This window comes from Vogesella alkaliphila (assembly GCF_014652475.1).
Lineage (GTDB): Bacteria > Pseudomonadota > Gammaproteobacteria > Burkholderiales > Chromobacteriaceae > Vogesella > Vogesella alkaliphila.
In genome coordinates this window covers 266,562-283,541 of the sequence record NZ_BMYW01000004.1, presented here as the reverse complement: position 1 = coordinate 283,541, position 16,980 = coordinate 266,562, and the positions used below count along the sequence as shown (strand labels likewise).

Annotated in this window: 13 protein-coding genes; 4 read left to right on the top strand and 9 right to left on the bottom strand. The window is 67.9% G+C overall.

Annotated elements, in window-relative coordinates; all coding sequences use genetic code 11:
• The first annotated feature begins 11 nt into the window (after positions 1-11).
• Positions 12-1,451: a metalloprotease TldD gene (tldD, locus tag IE100_RS08520; RefSeq protein WP_189373671.1), complete on the top strand. Its 1,440-nt coding sequence runs from the start codon at positions 12-14 to the stop codon at positions 1,449-1,451.
• 69 nt (positions 1,452-1,520) lie between these two features.
• On the opposite strand, the gene IE100_RS08515 is transcribed toward tldD, so the two are convergent.
• From IE100_RS08515 to IE100_RS08500, 4 genes are all read right to left on the bottom strand, one after another.
• On the bottom strand, positions 1,521-2,348 hold the full coding sequence (locus tag IE100_RS08515) for a formate/nitrite transporter family protein (protein WP_189373670.1): 828 nt from the start codon (positions 2,346-2,348) through the stop codon (positions 1,521-1,523).
• 18 nt (positions 2,349-2,366) lie between these two features.
• Positions 2,367-5,024 (bottom strand): formate dehydrogenase subunit alpha, encoded by a 2,658-nt coding sequence (fdhF, locus tag IE100_RS08510; RefSeq protein ID WP_189373669.1) that lies wholly within the window; start codon positions 5,022-5,024, stop codon positions 2,367-2,369.
• A complete protein-coding gene (locus tag IE100_RS08505; protein ID WP_189373668.1) occupies positions 5,012-6,445 on the bottom strand; it encodes an NADH-ubiquinone oxidoreductase-F iron-sulfur binding region domain-containing protein in 1,434 nt (477 codons plus the stop codon). Before IE100_RS08505 ends, fdhF begins: the two co-directional genes overlap by 13 nt.
• A 189-nt stretch (positions 6,446-6,634) precedes the next feature.
• A complete protein-coding gene (locus IE100_RS08500) occupies positions 6,635-7,186 on the bottom strand; it encodes a thymidine kinase (protein ID WP_189373667.1) in 552 nt (183 codons plus the stop codon).
• Between the two features lie 133 nt (positions 7,187-7,319).
• On the opposite strand from IE100_RS08500, the gene IE100_RS08495 reads away from it, so the two are divergent.
• Entirely contained in the window at positions 7,320-7,745 is a 426-nt protein-coding gene (locus tag IE100_RS08495; protein ID WP_189373666.1) for an acyl-CoA thioesterase, read from the top strand.
• 13 nt (positions 7,746-7,758) lie between these two features.
• On the opposite strand, the gene IE100_RS08490 is transcribed toward IE100_RS08495, so the two are convergent.
• Genes IE100_RS08490 through IE100_RS08475 form a run of 4 tightly spaced genes read right to left on the bottom strand, consistent with a single transcriptional unit; the run spans position 7,759 to position 12,076 of the window.
• The gene (locus IE100_RS08490; protein ID WP_189373665.1) at positions 7,759-9,054 is read right to left on the bottom strand and encodes an MgtC/SapB family protein; all 1,296 of its coding nucleotides are present in this window, start codon (positions 9,052-9,054) and stop codon (positions 7,759-7,761) included.
• 24 nt (positions 9,055-9,078) lie between these two features.
• Positions 9,079-10,932 (bottom strand): 1-deoxy-D-xylulose-5-phosphate synthase, encoded by a 1,854-nt coding sequence (gene dxs, locus IE100_RS08485; RefSeq protein ID WP_189373664.1) that lies wholly within the window; start codon positions 10,930-10,932, stop codon positions 9,079-9,081.
• A 24-nt stretch (positions 10,933-10,956) separates the two neighbouring features.
• Entirely contained in the window at positions 10,957-11,853 is an 897-nt protein-coding gene (locus tag IE100_RS08480; protein WP_189373663.1) for a polyprenyl synthetase family protein, read from the bottom strand.
• Positions 11,843-12,076 carry an exodeoxyribonuclease VII small subunit gene (locus tag IE100_RS08475; protein WP_047968401.1) on the bottom strand — a complete coding sequence of 78 codons (234 nt, stop codon included), beginning with the start codon at positions 12,074-12,076 and terminating at the stop codon, positions 11,843-11,845. The genes IE100_RS08480 and IE100_RS08475 overlap by 11 nt, the downstream gene beginning before the upstream one ends.
• Positions 12,077-12,256: 180 nt before the next feature.
• Here IE100_RS08475 and IE100_RS08470 point away from each other — a divergent pair, with 180 nt between their 5' ends.
• Positions 12,257-13,087: an SDR family oxidoreductase gene (locus IE100_RS08470; RefSeq protein ID WP_189373662.1), complete on the top strand. Its 831-nt coding sequence runs from the start codon at positions 12,257-12,259 to the stop codon at positions 13,085-13,087.
• 64 nt (positions 13,088-13,151) lie between these two features.
• Here the strand turns inward: IE100_RS08470 and IE100_RS08465 are convergent, their stop codons facing one another.
• On the bottom strand, positions 13,152-14,678 hold the full coding sequence (locus IE100_RS08465; RefSeq protein ID WP_189373661.1) for a cyclic-di-GMP receptor FimW-related protein: 1,527 nt from the start codon (positions 14,676-14,678) through the stop codon (positions 13,152-13,154).
• 100 nt (positions 14,679-14,778) lie between these two features.
• Here IE100_RS08465 and IE100_RS08460 point away from each other — a divergent pair, with 100 nt between their 5' ends.
• Positions 14,779-16,974 (top strand): patatin-like phospholipase family protein, encoded by a 2,196-nt coding sequence (locus IE100_RS08460; protein WP_189373660.1) that lies wholly within the window; start codon positions 14,779-14,781, stop codon positions 16,972-16,974.
• The last annotated feature ends 6 nt before the right edge of the window (positions 16,975-16,980 follow it).

The following is a 16,980-nucleotide window of genomic DNA, read 5'->3' as shown; positions in this document are numbered from 1 at the left end:
AAGCAAAAGTCATGAGCAACGCCATTTCCATCGCAGACAGCCTGCTGCTGGCGCCGTACGGCGTCAACGAACAGGTGATCGAGGCCACCCTCGGCCGCATGCTGCAGCATCAGGTCGATTACGCCGACCTGTATTTCCAGTACACGCGCAGCGAGGGCTGGAGCCTGGAAGAGGGCATCGTCAAGGCCGGCAGCTTCAGCATCGACCAGGGGGTCGGCGTGCGCGCGGTGTCCGGTGACAAGACCGCGTTCGCCTACTCCGACGACATCAGTGCCTTCGCGCTGGGCGAGGCCGCCGACGCGGTGCGCGCCATCGGCGCCGTCGGCGGCCACGGCAATGCCGGCGCGGTGGCGCTGCGTCGCGGCAGCGGCCTGTATCCGGCGATCGACCCGGTCGGCAGCCTGCCGGCCGAGGCCAAGGTGTCGATCCTGGAGCGCATCGAGCGGCTGGCGCGCGCCATCGACCCGCGCGTGATCCAGGTGATGGCAGGGTTGGCCGCAGAGTACGACGTGGTCTATGTCGCGCGTCATGACGGCGTACGCGCCGCCGACGTGCGGCCGCTGGTGCGCATCTCGGTGACGGTGATCGCCGAGCAGGATGGCCGCCGCGAGATGGGCAGTAGTGGCGGTGGTGGCCGTTACGACCTGACGCAGTTTACCGACGCGGTGATCGAGCACCACGCGCAGAAGGCGGTGCAGCAGGCGCTGGTCAATCTGGAGGCGCGGCCGGCACCGGCCGGGCAGATGACGGTGGTGCTCGGCTCCGGCTGGCCGGGCGTGCTGCTGCACGAAGCCATCGGCCACGGCCTGGAGGGCGACTTCAACCGCAAGGGCACCTCGGCCTTCTCCGGCATGATCGGCCAGCGCGTGGCCGCCGCCGGCGTCACCGTGGTCGATGACGGCACGCTGTCGGCGCGCCGCGGTTCGCTGTCGATCGACGACGAAGGCAACGCCACCAACCGTACCGTGCTGATCGAAGACGGCATCCTGAAGGGCTATATGCAGGACGCGATGAACTCGCGCCTGATGGGCGTGGCGCCGACCGGCAATGGCCGCCGCGAGTCCTACGCCCACATCCCGATGCCGCGCATGACCAACACCTACATGCTCGGCGGCGACAAGGCGCCGGAAGAGATCATCGCCTCGGTCAAGGACGGCATCTACGCGGCCAACTTCGGCGGCGGCCAAGTCGACATCACCAGCGGCAAGTTCGTGTTCTCCGCCTCCGAGGCGTGGCGCATCGAGAACGGCAAGCTGACCTACCCGGTGAAGGGCGCCACCCTGATCGGCAACGGCCCGGACGTGCTGAACTACGTGTCGATGATCGGCAACGACCTGGCGCTGGACGAGGGCGTCGGCGTCTGCGGCAAGGAAGGCCAGAGCGTGCCGGTCGGCGTCGGCCAGCCGACGCTGCGCATCGACGGCGGCCTCACCGTCGGCGGCACCGCCTGACAAGGTTGGCCACAAGCTTTCTGCCCGATACGCCGTCGCGCTGCGATGGCGTTTTTCATTCCAGGCCCGCTACGCTGCCGGCGGTGGCAGGCCACGGCGGTAGATCAGGTGGTAGACCAGCGCCACCAGCACGCTGCCGCCGAGGATGTTGCCGGCGATCACCGCCGCCAGATTGCGAAGCAGGCCGGCCACGCCCAGCGCTGGCGATACCAGCGCAGCCGGCACGCTGTCCTGCAGCAGCATCGCCAGCGGGATCAGGTACATATTGGCGATGCTGTGCTCGAAGCCGGCGGCGACAAAGGCCGAAATTGGGAACACGACGGCCACGAACTTGTCGGTGACGCTGCGCCCGGCCATCGCCATCCACACCGCCAGGCACACCAGGATATTGCACAGCACCCCCTTCCAGAACAGCGCGGCCAACGGTGCCGCGCACTTGGCGCCGGCCAGCGTGACCACCAGCGCCGCCACGCGGCCGTCGTTCATCGCCGGGTGGCCGGACAGCCACACCAGCAGCGCCATGCCGGCGGCGCCGGCAAAGTTGGCCGCACACACCACCACCCAGTTGCGCAGCAGCGCGTAGCTGCTGATGCGACCGTCGGCCCAGGCCATCATCAGCAGGTTGTTGCCGGTGAACAGTTCGGCACCGGCCACTACCACCAGCAACAGCCCCAAGGAAAACACCACACCGCCCAGCACGCGGCTGGCGGCGAAGCCCAGCGTGGCATCGCTCACGACCAGCACGAAGTACAGCGCGCCCAGCGAGATGAAGGCGCCGGCCAGCATGCCCAGCAGCACCATCTGCAGCAGCGGCAGCCGCGCCTTGCTGACGCCGACCTGCTCGATCTTCTCGGCGATCTGTGCCGGCGAGAAGGCGTCAAAACCGTATAGCGCCATGGCGTTTCCCCCTGTCGGTTAATCCGTCGCCTTTTCCACCCGCACCGCGGTCAGCTTGTACTCCGGGGCGTGCACCAGCCGGTCGCGCACGCTAGAGGTCAGCCGGTTCAGCAGCAGGTCCGGGCGGTGGAAGCTGGCAAACAGCTGCCCCGCTTGCTGTGCGTCGCTGATGTTCAGCGGCAGCACCGCGCTGCCGTAGCGGCTGTGGAGGCGCACGCGCTCGCCCTGTTGCAGCCCCAGCCGCGCGGCGTCCGCCGGCGCCATGTCCAGCGTGTCCGACGGCCGCAGCAGCGCGTTGCGGCCGCGATAGCTCATGGTGCCGGCGTTGAAGTGGACCAGCGCGCGGCCGGTGACCAGCAGTAGCGGGTAGTCGTCATCCGGCTGCTCGCTGCTGGGCAGGAAGGGGATGCAGGCCAGCGTGGCGGTCTGGCTACTGGCAAAGCGCGTGCCGTGCAGCACCGGCGTGCCGGGGTGCTGTTCGTCCGGGCAGGGCCAGTGCAGGCTTTCCTGTGCCAGCCGCGCGTAGCTCAGGCCGGCCCCGGCCGGCCACAGCGCGCGGATCTCGTCCCAGACGGCTTGCGGCTCGGCAAAGTCGAAGCCCGCCGGCTGGCCCATGGCGGCGGCCAGGCGGCAGATGATCTGCCAGTCGGGCAAGGCGTCGCCGGGCGGCGGTACCACCTGGCGGATGCGCTGCACGCGGCGGTCGGCATTCATGAAGGTGCCGTCCTTCTCCAGGAAGGAGGCTGCCGGCAGGAACACGTGGCCGAAGCGGCGCGCGGTCTCGTTGAGGAACAGGTCCTGCACGATGACCAGCTCCAGCTGCGCCAACGAGGCCGCGGTGGCGGCCTCGTTGGCCAGCGTCAGGTAGATGTCGTAGCCCATCGCCCATAGCGCCTTGAGCCGGCCGTCGCGGGCCGCGTCCATCATCTGCAGCAGGTCCAGACCGCGGTTCTGTGGCAGTGGCGTGCCCCAGTGCGCGGCGAAGCGCTCGCCGGCGTCGGCGAACGACTGCGCGCCGGTCAGGGTGGCCGGGTCGCAGCCCATGTGCGCGGCGCCCTGCACGTTGTTCTGCCCGCGCAAGGGGTTGATGCCGCTGCCGGGCTTGCCCAGGTTGCCGCTGAGCAGGGCCAGGTTGATCAGGCACATCACGCCTTCGGTGCCCTGCAGGTGCTCGGTGACGCCCAGGCCGTGCAGACACATCGCCGGGCCTTGCGTCGCGTACAGGCGCGCCGCGGCGCGGATGTCGGCCGCCGCCACGCCGCAGCCGGCGGCGACCCGTTCCGGGGTGTAGTCGCGCAGGAAGTCGGCCAGCTCGGCGTAACCCGTCACCCGCGCGGCGATGAAGTCGTGGTTCAGCAGGCCTTCCGCTATCAGCGTGGCGGCCATCGCATTGAGCAGCGGCACGTTGTGGCCGGGGCGCACCGGCAGGTGGACGTCGGCCATCGCGGCCAGCTCGGTGCGGCGGGGGTCGATCACCAGCAGCCGGGCGCCGCGGCGCGCCGCCTGCTTGATGCGGGCGCCGACGACCGGGTGGTTCTCGGTGGGGTTGCAGCCGCACAGCAGGATGGTGGCGGCCTGCTCGATGTCGTCGAAGTGGTTGGTGGCCGCGCCGGTGCCGAGCATGGTTTTCAGCGCCTTGGCGCTGGGGGTGTGGCAGACGCGGGCGCAGCAGTCGACGTTGTTGCTGCCGACGACCACGCGGGCAAACTTCTGCGCCAGGTAGTTTTCCTCGTTGCTGGCGCGCGCCGAGCCCAGCACGCCGATGGCGTCCGGCCCGTGTTGGCCGCGGATGGCCAGCAGGCGGTTGGCGACAAAGCCCAGCGCCTCGTCCCAGCCTACCGGCTGCCACTCGCCGTGCTGTTTGATCATCGGCTGGGTGACGCGGTCGGCGGCGTGGTTGAATTCGAAGCCGTAGCGGCCTTTCAGGCACAGGTGGCCACGGTTCACCGGGTGCTGCGCCGGGCGCACCGCCACCACGCGGCCATCGGCGCTGCCGGCGTCCATCTGGCAGCCAACGCCGCAGTAGCCGCAGGTGGTGCGCGTCCATTGCTGCGCGGCGGTTACCGGCTTGTCGAACAGCGCACCGCTGGGGCAGCTGTCGACGCAGGCACCGCAGCTGACGCAGCCATCGGCCAGCATGCTGTTGCCGTGCGCGGTGGCGATGCGGGTCTGCTCGCCGCGCCCCCACGCCGCCCACACGAGCTGGCCCTGCACCTCGTCGCAGATGCGCACGCAGCGCTGGCAGTGGATGCAGCGATCCATGTCCACGCCGATGTAGGGATGACTGTCGTCACGGAAGCCGTTGCCGGTCGCCTTGCCACCGGGCTGGATGTGGTACTGGCGCAGCAGGGCATGGAAGGGCAGTTCCGGGTGCGCTGCCATCGCGTCGGCCGGGTAGCGCTCGGCCAGCAGTTGCAGATTGCTGTGGCGCAGCGCTTCCAGCGCCGGGGTGTGGCTGTGCACCACCATGCCGTCTTCGGCGCGGGTGGCGCAGGCGGGCTGGGGCAGCGGCTGGCCGTCGATGGCGACCAGGCACAGCCGGCAACCACCGCTGGGTGCCAACCGCGCGTCGTGGCACAGATGGGCTACCTGGCTGCCGGCAGCGGCGAGTGCGTCCAGCAGCAGCGTGCCGGCCGGCACGTCATGGGCTTGGCCGTTGAGTATCAGGCGAGGCATGCGCGCAGCTCCTCCGGGTAGTGGCGTTGCAGGGCGTGGGCGAACTCGGCCAGACCACGGCCGTGGCCGCACAGGCTGGCCTGCGCCAGATTGTCCAGCAGCGCCCGGCAGCGGGCGCCGTCGATGGCCTGGCCGTCGGCGGCGGCGGCAAACTGCCGCGCCAGCTCGGCGGCGCCGTAGTGACAGGGCGTGCACTTGCCGCAGGACTCGCGCGCACCAAAGCGGAACACCTCGGCCATGATGGCCAGCAGCGGGGTGTCGTCGGCAAAGGCGATCACGCCGCCGTGGCCGACGGCGCAGCCGATGGCGTGCAGCGCCTCGTAGTCCAGCGGCGTGTCCAGCAGCGCCGGCGGCACCAGGCCTGCCAGCGGTCCGCCTACCATCAGCCCGCGCAGGCTGCCGTGGCGCAGCCCCAGGCCCAGCTCGGTCACGATGGCGTGCAGCGGCAGGCCGAACGGCACCTCGTACAGGCCGGGGCGGTTGAAGCTCGCGTTCAGCGACAGCAGCTTGCTGCCACGACTGCGGCCAACCCCCAGTGCGGCGTAGGCCGCCGCGCCGTGGCGGATCAGCCACGGTACCGCGCACAGGGTTTCCACGTTGTGCAGCAGCGTGGGCTGGCCGTGCAGTCCGTGCGTGGTGATTTGTGGCGGGCGCAGCCGTGCCTCCGGACGCCGGCCTTCCAGCGCATTGAGCAGCGCGGTTTCCTCGCCGCACAGGTAGCTGCCGTCGCCGATGTGCAGCGTCAGCTCGAAATCCGTCCCCAGCCAGTCGGCGTCGCGTGCCTGTTGCAGCGCGACCTGTAGCACGCGGGCGGCGTGCGGGTATTCCTTGCGCAGGTAGATGACGCCGTGGCGGGCGCCGATCGCTTGCGCCGCGATCAGGCAGCCTTCGATCAGGCAATACGGGTCGTCTTCCAGCAGGTAGCGGTCGGAAAAGCTGCCGGGGTCGCCCTCGTCGGCGTTCACCACCAGGTATTTGCGGCTGCCGCCGGCCGCCGCCGCGGCGCGCCACTTGCGTCCGGCCGGGAAGCCCGCACCGCCGCGACCGCGCAGGCCGCTGTCGTCCAGTGCCTGCAGCAGCGCCACCTGGCTCATGCGGCGCGCCTGCTGCAGTGCCACGCCGCCGCCGCGCGCGAGGTAGGCGCCGAAGTCGTGGATGCCGCCGGCCAGCACATTGTCCAGCAGCACGCTATGCGGCAGCAGGCTGGCGATGTGCGGGCGCACCGGCGCCGCTCCGGGAGGCTGGTGGCACTGGCCGTGGCAGTACAGCCCGCGGTCCTGCCGCTGCGCCGCGTGCCACGCCGCCGGTGCCTGCGCGCGTGCGGCAAAGCAGGCCAGCCCCTGGCAGGGCAGCGCGGCCGGGTCCTCGCCGTGCAGGTGATAGAAACTGTCGACCGCATCCTGACTACCGGCTGGCAACATGGGGCGCTCCTTGTGGCGGGAAACGGGGTGGCAGTTCTTTATAGTGCCAAGGCCGGCGCCACAGAAAGGCGAGACTGCGGCGCGCTCAGGAAAAGGCGGGCGGAGAGGTCAAGGTTGGCCGCAAGGCGGCCAGAAAAAACGCCAGCGCCGGGCGCTGGCGTTTTTGCCGGGGGAGTGTGGTGTTGCCGCTCAGGCGTAGAAGCACTTGGCGCATACCGCGTGGTAGCGGGCCTCGTCGCCGATCTCCACCTGCGGTCCTTCCTTGATGCGCCGGCCGTCGCCGTCGCGGCGGATGTGCATGGTGGCCTTGCGGCCGCAGTGGCAGATGGTCTTGATCTCCTCGATGTCTTCCGCCAGTGCCAGCAGCCAGGCGGCGCCGGGAAAGGGCTCGCCGCGAAAATCGCTGCGCAGGCCGAAGCAGATCACCGGCACGTGTCGGGTATGCGCCAGCCGGTGCAGCTGTTGTACCTGCTGCGGACTCAGGAACTGCGCTTCGTCGATCAGCACGCAGGCGATGCCGGCGTAGTCCTCGGCCAGAAAATCGAGACGGTCGTCGTAGGTCAGCGCGTCGCGCTGGATATTGAGGCGCGAGGTGATCTTGCCGACGCCGAAGCGGTCGTCGATGGCGGCGGTATACAGCCGCACCGTCTTGGCCATCGATTCGTAGTTGTTGGCGATCTGCAGCAGTTGCGTGCTTTTGCCGCTGTTCATAGCGGCGTAGCGGAAGAAGAGTTTGGCCATGATGAGCTGAAGGCAGGTAAGCCCACCATTTTAGCGCAAGCTGAACACTGTGTTGCGCGGCAGCGTGCTGACGTTAACGTCAGGAGCGCGCTATGATCGCATGCTGCAATGCAACCAGACACCGGAGCCCACGATGGAAAAAATCCTGCCACTGCTCGACACCCGCCGCATCAGCATGCGCTGGGGCGATATGGACGCGGTCGGCCATCTCAACAACACCTGCTACTTCCGCTACATGGAGCAGATCCGCGTCGAGTGGCTGGACGACATCGGCTACCCGATCGACCCGCAGGGCATCGGCCCGGTGCTGGGGAGCACCAGCTGTGTCTACAAGCGCGAGATGACCTATCCGGCGACGGTGCTGATCAGCATCGAGGTGGAAAAGGTTGGCCGCAGCAGCCTGAAGCTGCGCCACCATTTCAGGGTCGAGGGCGATGCCGATACCGTGTACGCGGTGGGCGAGGCGACGCTGGTGTGGGTCGACTACCAGGCCGGCAAGACGGTGTCGATTCCGGAGGCGATCCGCGAGCGGCTGCGCGCCGTCGGCGCCGACGCCTGAACGGCGGGCAGGCTCAGCCGGCGACCAGGTTGAGCCACAGGCCGATGGCCAGCCCCAGCAGCATCACCACGAAGGTGGGCAGGCAGCGCAGCGCCAGCAGGCGGCCGCCGAAGCTGGAGATCAGCCCGAACTTGAACAGGGTGTTGCTGACGATGGCGATGCTGATCGCCAGCAGGGTCGGCATCATCGCCAGTTGCTGCTTGCCCAGCATCTCCAGCGCGGTCAGGGTGATGGCGTCGACGTCGTTGAGACCGGAGATCAGTGCGATCACGTACACGCCGCGCTGGCCGAACAGGTCGTTCAGCCACGCGCTGCAGACCAGCACGATGGCGAACACCAGCGCGAAGCTGAGCGCCAGTTTCATCTCGGCCGGGTTGCTCAGCTGCAGCGCCGGCGTCTCGTGCTGGCCATTGGCGGCATGGCGCGGGCGCAGCATCACCGTCAACAGGCCGAGCAGCAGCGGCGGGGCCATCAGCAGGATGGCGCCTTCCAGTGCCTCTGGTGTCACCGCGACAGTGATCAGTGCCAGCCGCACGAACAGCACCAGGTTGGCGAGCAGGATCACCCGTGCCGACAGCGCCACCGAGGCCGGGTTGTCGCGCGCGGCGCGGGCATAGACCAGGCTGGTGGCGGTGGTGGACACCAGGCCGCCGAGGATGCCCAGCACCGGGGTGCCGACGCGTTCGCCGAGCATGCGCACCGCGAAGTAGCCGGCGAGGCCGACGCCGACGATCAGCACCACCATCAGCCAGACCCGGTACGGGTTGAAGGCGGCGTAGGGGCCGAAGCCCTGGTTCGGCAGCACCGGCAGCACGATGAAGGTGAGGGCGGCGAACTGCAGCAGCGCCAGCAGGTCGCGGCGGTCCAGGCGCTGGCTGATGCCGCTCAGCTCCGGCTTCAGGTACAGCAGGCCGGTGACGATGATGGCAACGGCGACGGCCAGCTCTTCCAGCCCGTTGGCCGAGAGCAGGCCCAGGCCGTAGGCCACCACCAGTGCCACCACGGTGGTGGTGCGCGGCTCGTTTTCCTCCGACTCGCGGCCCAGCGGCAGGAAGCCGAGGCTGGCGATCACCAGCAGGCCCAGCGCCGGCAGCAGCCAGTTCGGGCTGCCGTGCTGCGACAGCACCGCCAGCAGGCAGCCGAACACCGCGGTCATCGGGAAGGTGCGGATGCCGGCCAGCGTGCGCTTCTTGCGCTCGCGCTCCACCCCCATCAGCAGGCCGATGCCGAGGCTGGTCACGATGGCCGGCAGCGCGGCATACGGCGAATCGGCCAGTGACAGCCAGCTGCCCAGATCCCAGTTGCTCATGCGCGCGCCCTCCGGCGATGCGGGTTAGCGCCCCTGACGGGCGGCGATGGCGGCTTCGATGCCGGCGGCGTCGAGGCCGCAGCCGGCCAGCAGCACGGCAGGGTCGCCGTGCTCGACGTAGTCGTCCGGCAAACCCAGGTGCAGCAGCGGCACCTGCACGTTGGCCGCAGCCAGCACTTCGCCGCAGGCACTGCCGGCGCCCCCCATGATCGCGTTCTCCTCGACGGTGACGATCAGCTCGTGGCTGGCGGCCAGCTGCAGCACCAGTTCGGCGTCCAGCGGCTTGACGAAGCGCATGTCGGCGACGGTGGCGTCGAAGACCTCGGCCGCCTGCAGCGCCGGCGTCACCATGCTGCCGAAGGCGAGAATGGCCACCTTGCCGGCGCCCTGGCGGCGGATGTGGCCCTTGCCGATCGGCATCGCTGACATTTCCGGCACGATGGCGGCGCCGGGGCCGGTGCCGCGCGGGTAGCGCACCGCGCTCGGGCCGTCCAGCGTGAACGCGGTGTACAGCATCTGGCGGCACTCGTTCTCGTCCGACGGTGCCATCACCGTCATGTTGGGGATGCAGCGCAGGAAGGACAGGTCGAAGGAGCCGGCGTGGGTTGGGCCGTCGGCGCCGACCAGACCGGCGCGGTCGATGGCGAACACCACCGGCAGGTTCTGCAGCGCCACGTCGTGGATCAGCTGGTCGTAGCCGCGCTGCAGGAAGGTGGAGTAGATCGCCACCACCGGCTTCAGGCCGTCACAGGCGAGGCCGGCGGCAAAGGTGACCGCGTGCTGTTCGGCAATCGCCACGTCGAAGTAGCGCTGCGGGTACTCCTGCTCGAAGCGCACCAGGCCGGAGCCTTCGCGCATCGCCGGGGTGATGCCGACCAGGCGCGAATCCAGCTTGGCCATGTCGCAGATCCAGTCGCCGAACACCTGCGTGTACTGCGGCTTACCGCCGCTCTTGCTGCCGGACAGGCCGTTGGCCGGGTCGAACTTGGTCACGCCGTGGTATTTCACCGGGTCGTTCTCGGCCAGCTTGTAGCCCTGGCCCTTCTTGGTGACGATGTGCAGGAACTGCGGGCCTTTCAGGCTCTTGATGTTGTGGAGGGTGTCGGTCAGCACGTCGACATCGTGACCGTCGATCGGGCCGATGTAGTTGAAGCCGAACTCCTCGAACAGCGTGCCCGGGGTGAAAAAGCCCTTCACGTGCTCTTCCACCTTGCTGGCGATATCGCGCAGCGGCGGGGCGATGCCGCCCAGCACCTTGTTGCTGCCCTGTTTCATGGCCGCGTAGAAGCGGCCGGACATCAGCTTGGCCAGGTAGTTGTTGAGCGCGCCGACATTGGGCGAGATTGACATGTCATTGTCGTTGAGGATCACCAGCAGGTTGGTGTCCATCGCGCCGGCGTTGTTCAGTGCCTCGAAGGCCTGGCCGGCGGTCATCGAACCATCGCCGATGATGGCGACGCAGTGGCGCTCGATGCCCTGCAGCTGTGCCGCGACCGCCATGCCCAGCGCGGCGCCGATGGAGGTGGACGAGTGGCCGACGCCGAAGGTGTCGTACTCGGACTCGTCACGCTTCGGGAAGCCGGCGAGGCCGCCCTGCTGGCGCATGGTGTGCATGCGCTCGCGCCGGCCGGTGAGGATCTTGTGCGGGTAGGTCTGGTGGCCGACATCCCACACCAGACGGTCGTCCGGGGTGTTGAACACGTAGTGCAGGGCGACGGTCAGCTCCACGCTGCCGAGGTTGGAGGCGAAATGGCCGCCGGTCTTGCTCACCGATTCGACGATGAATTCGCGCAGCTCGCGCGCAAGCTGCGGCAGGTCGCTGCGTTTCAGCTGGCGCAGGTCCGCCGGGCTGTGGATGGTGTCGAGCAGTGTGGTCATATTGTTGTTGTGTTGTGTTGTCGTTCAGAACGAGCGGGCGACGATGTAGTCGGCCAGCTGTTTCAGGCGCGCGGCCCGGTCACCAAACGGTGCCAGCGCGGCCAGCGCGTCGTTGTAGAGTTCGCGGGCAAACTGCTTGGCTTGCTGCAGGCCCATCAGGCTGACGTAGGTCGGCTTGTCGTTGGCCTCGTCCTTGCCGGCGGTCTTGCCGAGGGTGGCGGTGTCGGCCTCTACGTCCAGCACGTCGTCGACCACCTGGAACGCCAGTCCCATGCGCTTGGCGAAATGGTCGAGGCTGTCGCTCTGTTCGGCGCTCAAGGGTTGGCCGCACATGGCGCCGAGCAGCACCGCGGCGCGGATCAGCGCGCCGGTTTTCATCAGGTGCATGAACTCCAGCTCGGTCTGGTTCAGGTTGCGGCCAACGCTGGCGAGGTCGATGGCCTGGCCGCCGGCCATGCCGGCGTGGCCGGAGGCCTGTGCCAGCAGCTTCACCATGGCCAGCTGCTGCGCTGCGTCCACGCCCGGCAGCGGGGTGGCGATCAGCTCGAAGGCCAGCGTCTGCAAGGCGTCACCGACCAAGAGCGCGGTGGCCTCGTCGTAGGCGACGTGACAGGTCGGCTTGCCGCGACGCAGCACGTCGTCGTCCATGCACGGCATGTCGTCGTGTACCAGCGAGTAGGCGTGGATCATCTCCACGGCACAGGCAACGCGGCCAAGGTTGGCCGCATCGGCGGCGACCAGCTCGCCGGCGGCGAAGGCCAGCAGCGGGCGCACGCGCTTGCCGCCCTGCAGCGTGCTGTAGCGCATCGCCTGGTGCAGTTGCTGCGGCGCGCGCTGTTCGTCCGGCAGCGCCGCTTCCAGCGCGTTTTCGACGTATTGCTGGGTGGCGGTCATCCAGCCGACAAGGTTTTCATTGCTCATGGCTGATGTCCAGTGGCTTGAGTTCGCCGTTTTCCAGCACTCTCAGTTGTTGTTCGGCATCGGCCAGCTTGGCCTGGCAGAACTTCATCAGTTCGATGCCCTGCTTGTAGGAGGCGAGTGCCGCATCCAGCGGCATGTCGCCGCTTTCCATTGCCTGGATGATGTCTTCCAGTTGTGCCAGCGAGCTTTCGAAGCTTGCCGGCGCCTTGGCGGATTTGGCCATTACCTTATTCCTCGTGCATTGTTCGGTTTACCGGTCGCCATTGTAGGTGTTTTCTGCGCCCGCACAAAGTGGCGCCGGTGTTTGCCCGCCGCGCCGCACGGCAACAGGCGGCTTGCGTTTGACCCCCAGCGGGTGGCTGTTTATCGTGGCGGCCTCAACGATTGACGAAAGGATGGCAGCGTGGCGGCCAAAAGCATCTTGATTACCGGTTGTTCGTCCGGCATCGGCCTGGTGGTGGCGCAAGGGTTGGCCGCAAAGGGTTGGCGCGTGTTTGCCAGTGCGCGCAAGGCGGAGGATGTCAGCCGCCTGCAGCAGTTGGGGCTGGAAGCGCTGCTGCTCGACGTGGACGACAGCGCCAGCATCCACGCCGCGGTGGCGGAGGTGCTGCATCGCACCGGCGGCACGCTGGACGCGCTGTTCAACAACGCCGGTTACGGCCAGCCCGGCGCCGCCGAGGACGTGCCGCGCCACGCGATGCGGGCGCAGTTCGAGACCAACCTGTTCGGCGCCTGGGAGCTGATGAATGCGGTGTTGCCGGTGATGCGGCGCCAGGGCCATGGCCGCGTGCTGTTCAACAGCTCGGTGCTGGGATTTGCCGCGATGAAGTATCGCGGCGCCTACAACGCCAGCAAGTACGCGATGGAAGGGCTGTGTGACACCCTGCGGCTGGAGCTGGCCGGCAGCGGCATCCATGTCAGCCTGATCGAGCCGGGGCCGATCGAGAGCCGTTTCCGTCCCAATGCGCTGGCCAGGTTTCTGGCCAACATCGACATCGCGCATAGCGCGCATCGGGTCTCTTACGAAAAGCAGCTGCAGCGGCTGAAGAAGGAGGGCCACGCCGCGCCGTTCACCCTGCCGGCGACGGCGGTGCTGGCCAAGGTGGAGCGGGCCTTGCTGGCCGTGCGGCCGGCAGCGCGCTACCGCGTCACCTTCCCGACGCACCTGTTCTGGTGGCTGAAGCGGCTGCTGCCGACGCGCTGGCTGGACGCGGTGCTGGGGCGTGCGGCGTGAACGCCAGACGCAAATGGCGGTCGCCACTGGCGACCGCCTTTTTTGTCGCCGGGCGAAGGCCGGCTCAGTCGCTGAGCCGTTCCAGGGTCTCGAATTCGACCTGGTGGCAGTCCTCGAACTGGGTGATCACGCTGCTGATGCGGATCTGGTAGGACTTGCCGTTGGCGAGGAAATTGAGCAGCTTGCCCGGCTTGGCGAAGGACTTGGGCACGAGGAAGACGCGCTTGCCTTTCTGGGCGTTGGTCTGCGTGATGTACAGGCCGTTGTGGTTGGAGATGGCTTCCCGCTCGTTTTCGCTGAGGATCACCGGCAGGGGCAGGCTGCCGAGCAGCTCGACGCCGATGCGGGTGCCGCCTTCCGGCAGACGTTGCACGCGGCGGATGATGCCGAGCTGGTTGGGGCGGTCTTTTTGCGATACCCAGATGCTGCGGCCGATGATCAGGCTTTCCACCGCGCGGCCGATGTAGATCAGCCCCATGCCGACTTCGCTGGTGTCGTTGACTCGCCATTCCGGCACCAGGTTGTCGTCGCCCTGTGGCAGGGTGCGGTTGACTTTCAGGTGGTGGGCGATGCGCTCGAAACCGACTTCCACCCGCGCCTGCCCGGTCGACGACAGCCGTTCGCAACGGCGCATCGACTTGCCGCCGTCCTGCGACCAGCGCGTCGACAGCTTCTGCAGCATGTCGCGCCACAGTTCCAGGCTCATTTCCGGCAGTGCGCGGGCAAAGGCGTCCGGGATGCCCTGGTCGAAATCGAGGATCAGGTCGGCGAGGCGGTTGACGACGTGGTCGCCGGACCAGTAGCGGCAGCCCTTGCCCAGCACGCCGCGGCGCAGCAGTTGTGGCGCGGCCGGCATGTCGAGATTGATCACGTACTGGAATTCGCTTTGCGTGGACTGCAGCTCCAGGTGCACGCCTTCCACCAGCCTTTCCAGCAGCAGGTGGATGGCCTCGATTTCCTGCGGCAGCAGGTTGTCGGTCTGCGCCAGGTGCAGCATTGCCGCTTGGATCAGCAGTTCCTCCGGGGAGATGCTGCTGTTCAGCCGGTCGTACAGCGCAATGCGTTTGGTGTGGAAATGCTCCTGCTCTGCAAACAGGTACAGGTGGTAGGCTTGCTGCCAGGTGTTGCCCTCGGCTGCGATGTAGCGCAGCGCGCTCCATTTCACCAGACTCAGCTGGTGGTGCAGCGCGCGAGCGACGGCCAGCTCGATATTGTCGTCGACGACAAAGTTCTTGGCGCTGTGCATCTGGCGCAGGCACAGCTGGTAGCCGTTGGAAAGCTCGGTCCAGTAGGACAGGATGCTGGGCAGGAAGGATTTTGAACGCGGCGAGCCGCGCAGGAATTCGCTGCACAGCTTGCTGTGCATGCCTGCGGACTGGCTGTCGACGTAGAGCAGGGTGCTGATGCGGTCCTTCAGGGTGACCGTGGCATCCTTGTTGATCTTGCTGACCGCCTTGATGACCTCGATCAGCGCCGTGTAGTACTCGTCACTCGGCAGGTTTTTCACCAGCAGGGTGGCGGAGACGGTGCTGTCGCTGGGTTTGTGTTTCCCGATCAGGGATCCCAGTATGGTTTTGATGTTGTCGATCATTACGTGAAGACGGCTCGGCGAGGTTGAAGGCCAGGGTACGGTGATTATCCCGCTATATTATCGTATCTCGGACCAATAACAGAAAGTGTCGTTGCTACCCATGCTTTTTTCCGGATACTGGCGCCGGCGCCTGGCCGTCGTCTTGCTGCTGTTGCCGCTGCTGGCGCACGCCAGTGCCACCCCGCCACGGCTGGGGGTGGTGCTGGGCGGCGGTGGCGCGCGCGGTTTTGCCCACTTGGGCGTGCTGCAGGAGCTGGAGCGCCTGCGGGTGCCGGTGGCCTGCATCGCGGGCACCAGTGCCGGCGCCCTGATCGGCGGCGCCTACGCCAGCGGCCGTTCGCTGGACGAGATGGCCGGGCTGTTTCGCCGGGCCGACTGGGATGTGCTGCTGTCGGGCAAGCCGGCGCGGCAGGACGTGCCCTACCTGCGCAAGCAGGGCGATCTGGTCAACTACTTCGATCTGTCCTTCGGCGTGCGCGACGGCGAGCTGCGCATTCCGCGCGGCGCGATCAATTCACAGGCCATCGACCTGTTCATCCGCGAGCTGACCCGCGCCCGCGACGAGCCCGGCTTCGACCGCTTGTCGATCCCGTTTCGCGCGGTGGCCACCGACCTGGAAAGCGGCGATGCGGTGGTGTTTGACCGTGGCGACCTGAGCCTGGCGATGCGCGCCAGCATGGCGGTGCCGGGGCTGTTCGATGTGGTGGAGCATGAGGGCCGGCTGCTGGTGGACGGTGGCCTGGCGCGGCAGCTGCCGGTGGAAGAGCTGCTTGGTGGCTGTGCCGACGTGCTGCTGGTGATCGATGTCGGCACCCCGCCGCTGAAGGCGGAGCAGCTGCGCAGCTTCATCAATGTGCTGGACCAGACCAGCTATCTGATGGTGGCGCGCAACAGCAAGGAGCAGCTGGCGAAGATGCGGCCGCAGGACCTGCTGTTGCGGCCAACCCTGGACGGCTTTTCTCCCGCCGACTTTGCGCGCAACGCCGACATTGTCGAGGCCGGCCGGCGCGCGGCGCAGGGCATCGCCACCCAACTGGCGCCGTTCGCGCTGCCGCCGGAGCGCTATGCCGCCTGGCAGGCGACGCAGCGGGCACCGCAGACGGCGCGCATCGACCGCGTCGAGGTGGCCGGCAATTTCGACTTTGTCGACCCGCAGGCGCTGCAGCAGCGGCTGTCGGCCGCCTCCACCGCGCTGCCGCTGGAGATCTTTCACCGTCGCCTGACCGAGGTGTTTGCCGATGGTGACCTGGAGCGCCTGTCCTACCGCGCCGCGTTCGAGCAGGGGCAGAATGTGGCGCGAGTGACGGCGGAAGAACGCTTTGTCGGCCCCAATTACCTGCGTGCCGGCCTGAGCCTGAGCAGCGCCACCAACGGCCGCGCCAGCTTCGCGCTGCTGGGCGAGCACAAGCGCAGCTGGCTGAATGCAGCGGGCGGCATGTGGCTCAACGAGTTGCGGCTGGGCGAGGAGCCGATGCTGCGCAGCGAGTGGTACCAGCCGCTGGCGGCCGACAGTCCGCTGTTCGCCAGCCTGTCGGCACGCTACGAGGACCGGCTGTATTCGCTGTACTCGCCCGGTCACCGGCGCGAGGCGGATTTCATCTTCGGCACCACGCAGGCCAATGCCGATCTGGGGTGGGATTTCCGCCGGTTCGGCGAATTGCGGCTGGGGGTGTACCAGAGCCGCACCGCGCTGCGACTGAAGACCGGGGCGGCGGTCTACGACGAGGCCCGCTACGGGCAGAGTGCGCGCGGTGTGCGGGTGCTGTTCAACTACGACCAGCTGGACAATCCACGTTGGCCGCGACAGGGCATGGCGGCGCAGTTCTCGCTGTCGGCGCCGTACACCATGGCGCTGGATGAGCGCTATCACAGTGTCGGCATCCGCCTTGACGCGGCGCAGCTGCTGCCGCGCGACGTCACGCTGCGCACCACCGCGCGCTTTGACGGCTCCTTCGGCCGCGGCGACGGCATGGTCTACGCGCTGGGCGGCTTCAACAACCTGTCCGGCTACCAGCCGGGCGAGCTGCTGGCCAGTCGCACCGCCTTGTTGCGCAGCATGCTGTACTGGCGTGCTGCCGGCTTGCCGTCGGTGCTCGGCTCCGGGCTGTATGCCGGGGTGTCGTTCGAGGCCGGCAAGGCGTGGCGCACGGTGTGGGATCAGCGCAATAGCAGCTGGTTGCCGGGCATGACGCTATTCCTGGGCGCCGACACCGTGCTGGGGCCGTGGTCGGTCGGTGTCGGCAATGCCAAGGGCGGGCAGTGGACCGGCTATTTCAGCCTCGGTGCGCAGTATTGAGCGTGC

Excerpts from the sequence above, each read along its gene's own strand:
- IE100_RS08505 (WP_189373668.1), bottom strand. The coding sequence starts at position 6,445 with ATGTTGCCAGCCGGTAGTCAGGATGCGGTCGACAGTTTCTATCACCTG.
- tldD (WP_189373671.1), top strand. The coding sequence starts at position 12 with ATGAGCAACGCCATTTCCATCGCAGACAGCCTGCTGCTGGCGCCGTAC.
- IE100_RS08480 (WP_189373663.1), bottom strand. The coding sequence starts at position 11,853 with ATGAGCAATGAAAACCTTGTCGGCTGGATGACCGCCACCCAGCAATAC.
- IE100_RS08515 (WP_189373670.1), bottom strand. The coding sequence starts at position 2,348 with ATGGCGCTATACGGTTTTGACGCCTTCTCGCCGGCACAGATCGCCGAG.
- IE100_RS08500 (WP_189373667.1), bottom strand. The coding sequence starts at position 7,186 with ATGGCCAAACTCTTCTTCCGCTACGCCGCTATGAACAGCGGCAAAAGC.
- IE100_RS08475 (WP_047968401.1), bottom strand. The coding sequence starts at position 12,076 with ATGGCCAAATCCGCCAAGGCGCCGGCAAGCTTCGAAAGCTCGCTGGCA.
- IE100_RS08465 (WP_189373661.1), bottom strand. The coding sequence starts at position 14,678 with ATGATCGACAACATCAAAACCATACTGGGATCCCTGATCGGGAAACAC.
- dxs (WP_189373664.1), bottom strand. The coding sequence starts at position 10,932 with ATGACCACACTGCTCGACACCATCCACAGCCCGGCGGACCTGCGCCAG.
- IE100_RS08490 (WP_189373665.1), bottom strand. The coding sequence starts at position 9,054 with ATGAGCAACTGGGATCTGGGCAGCTGGCTGTCACTGGCCGATTCGCCG.
- fdhF (WP_189373669.1), bottom strand. The coding sequence starts at position 5,024 with ATGCCTCGCCTGATACTCAACGGCCAAGCCCATGACGTGCCGGCCGGC.
- IE100_RS08495 (WP_189373666.1), top strand. The coding sequence starts at position 7,320 with ATGGAAAAAATCCTGCCACTGCTCGACACCCGCCGCATCAGCATGCGC.
- IE100_RS08460 (WP_189373660.1), top strand. The coding sequence starts at position 14,779 with ATGCTTTTTTCCGGATACTGGCGCCGGCGCCTGGCCGTCGTCTTGCTG.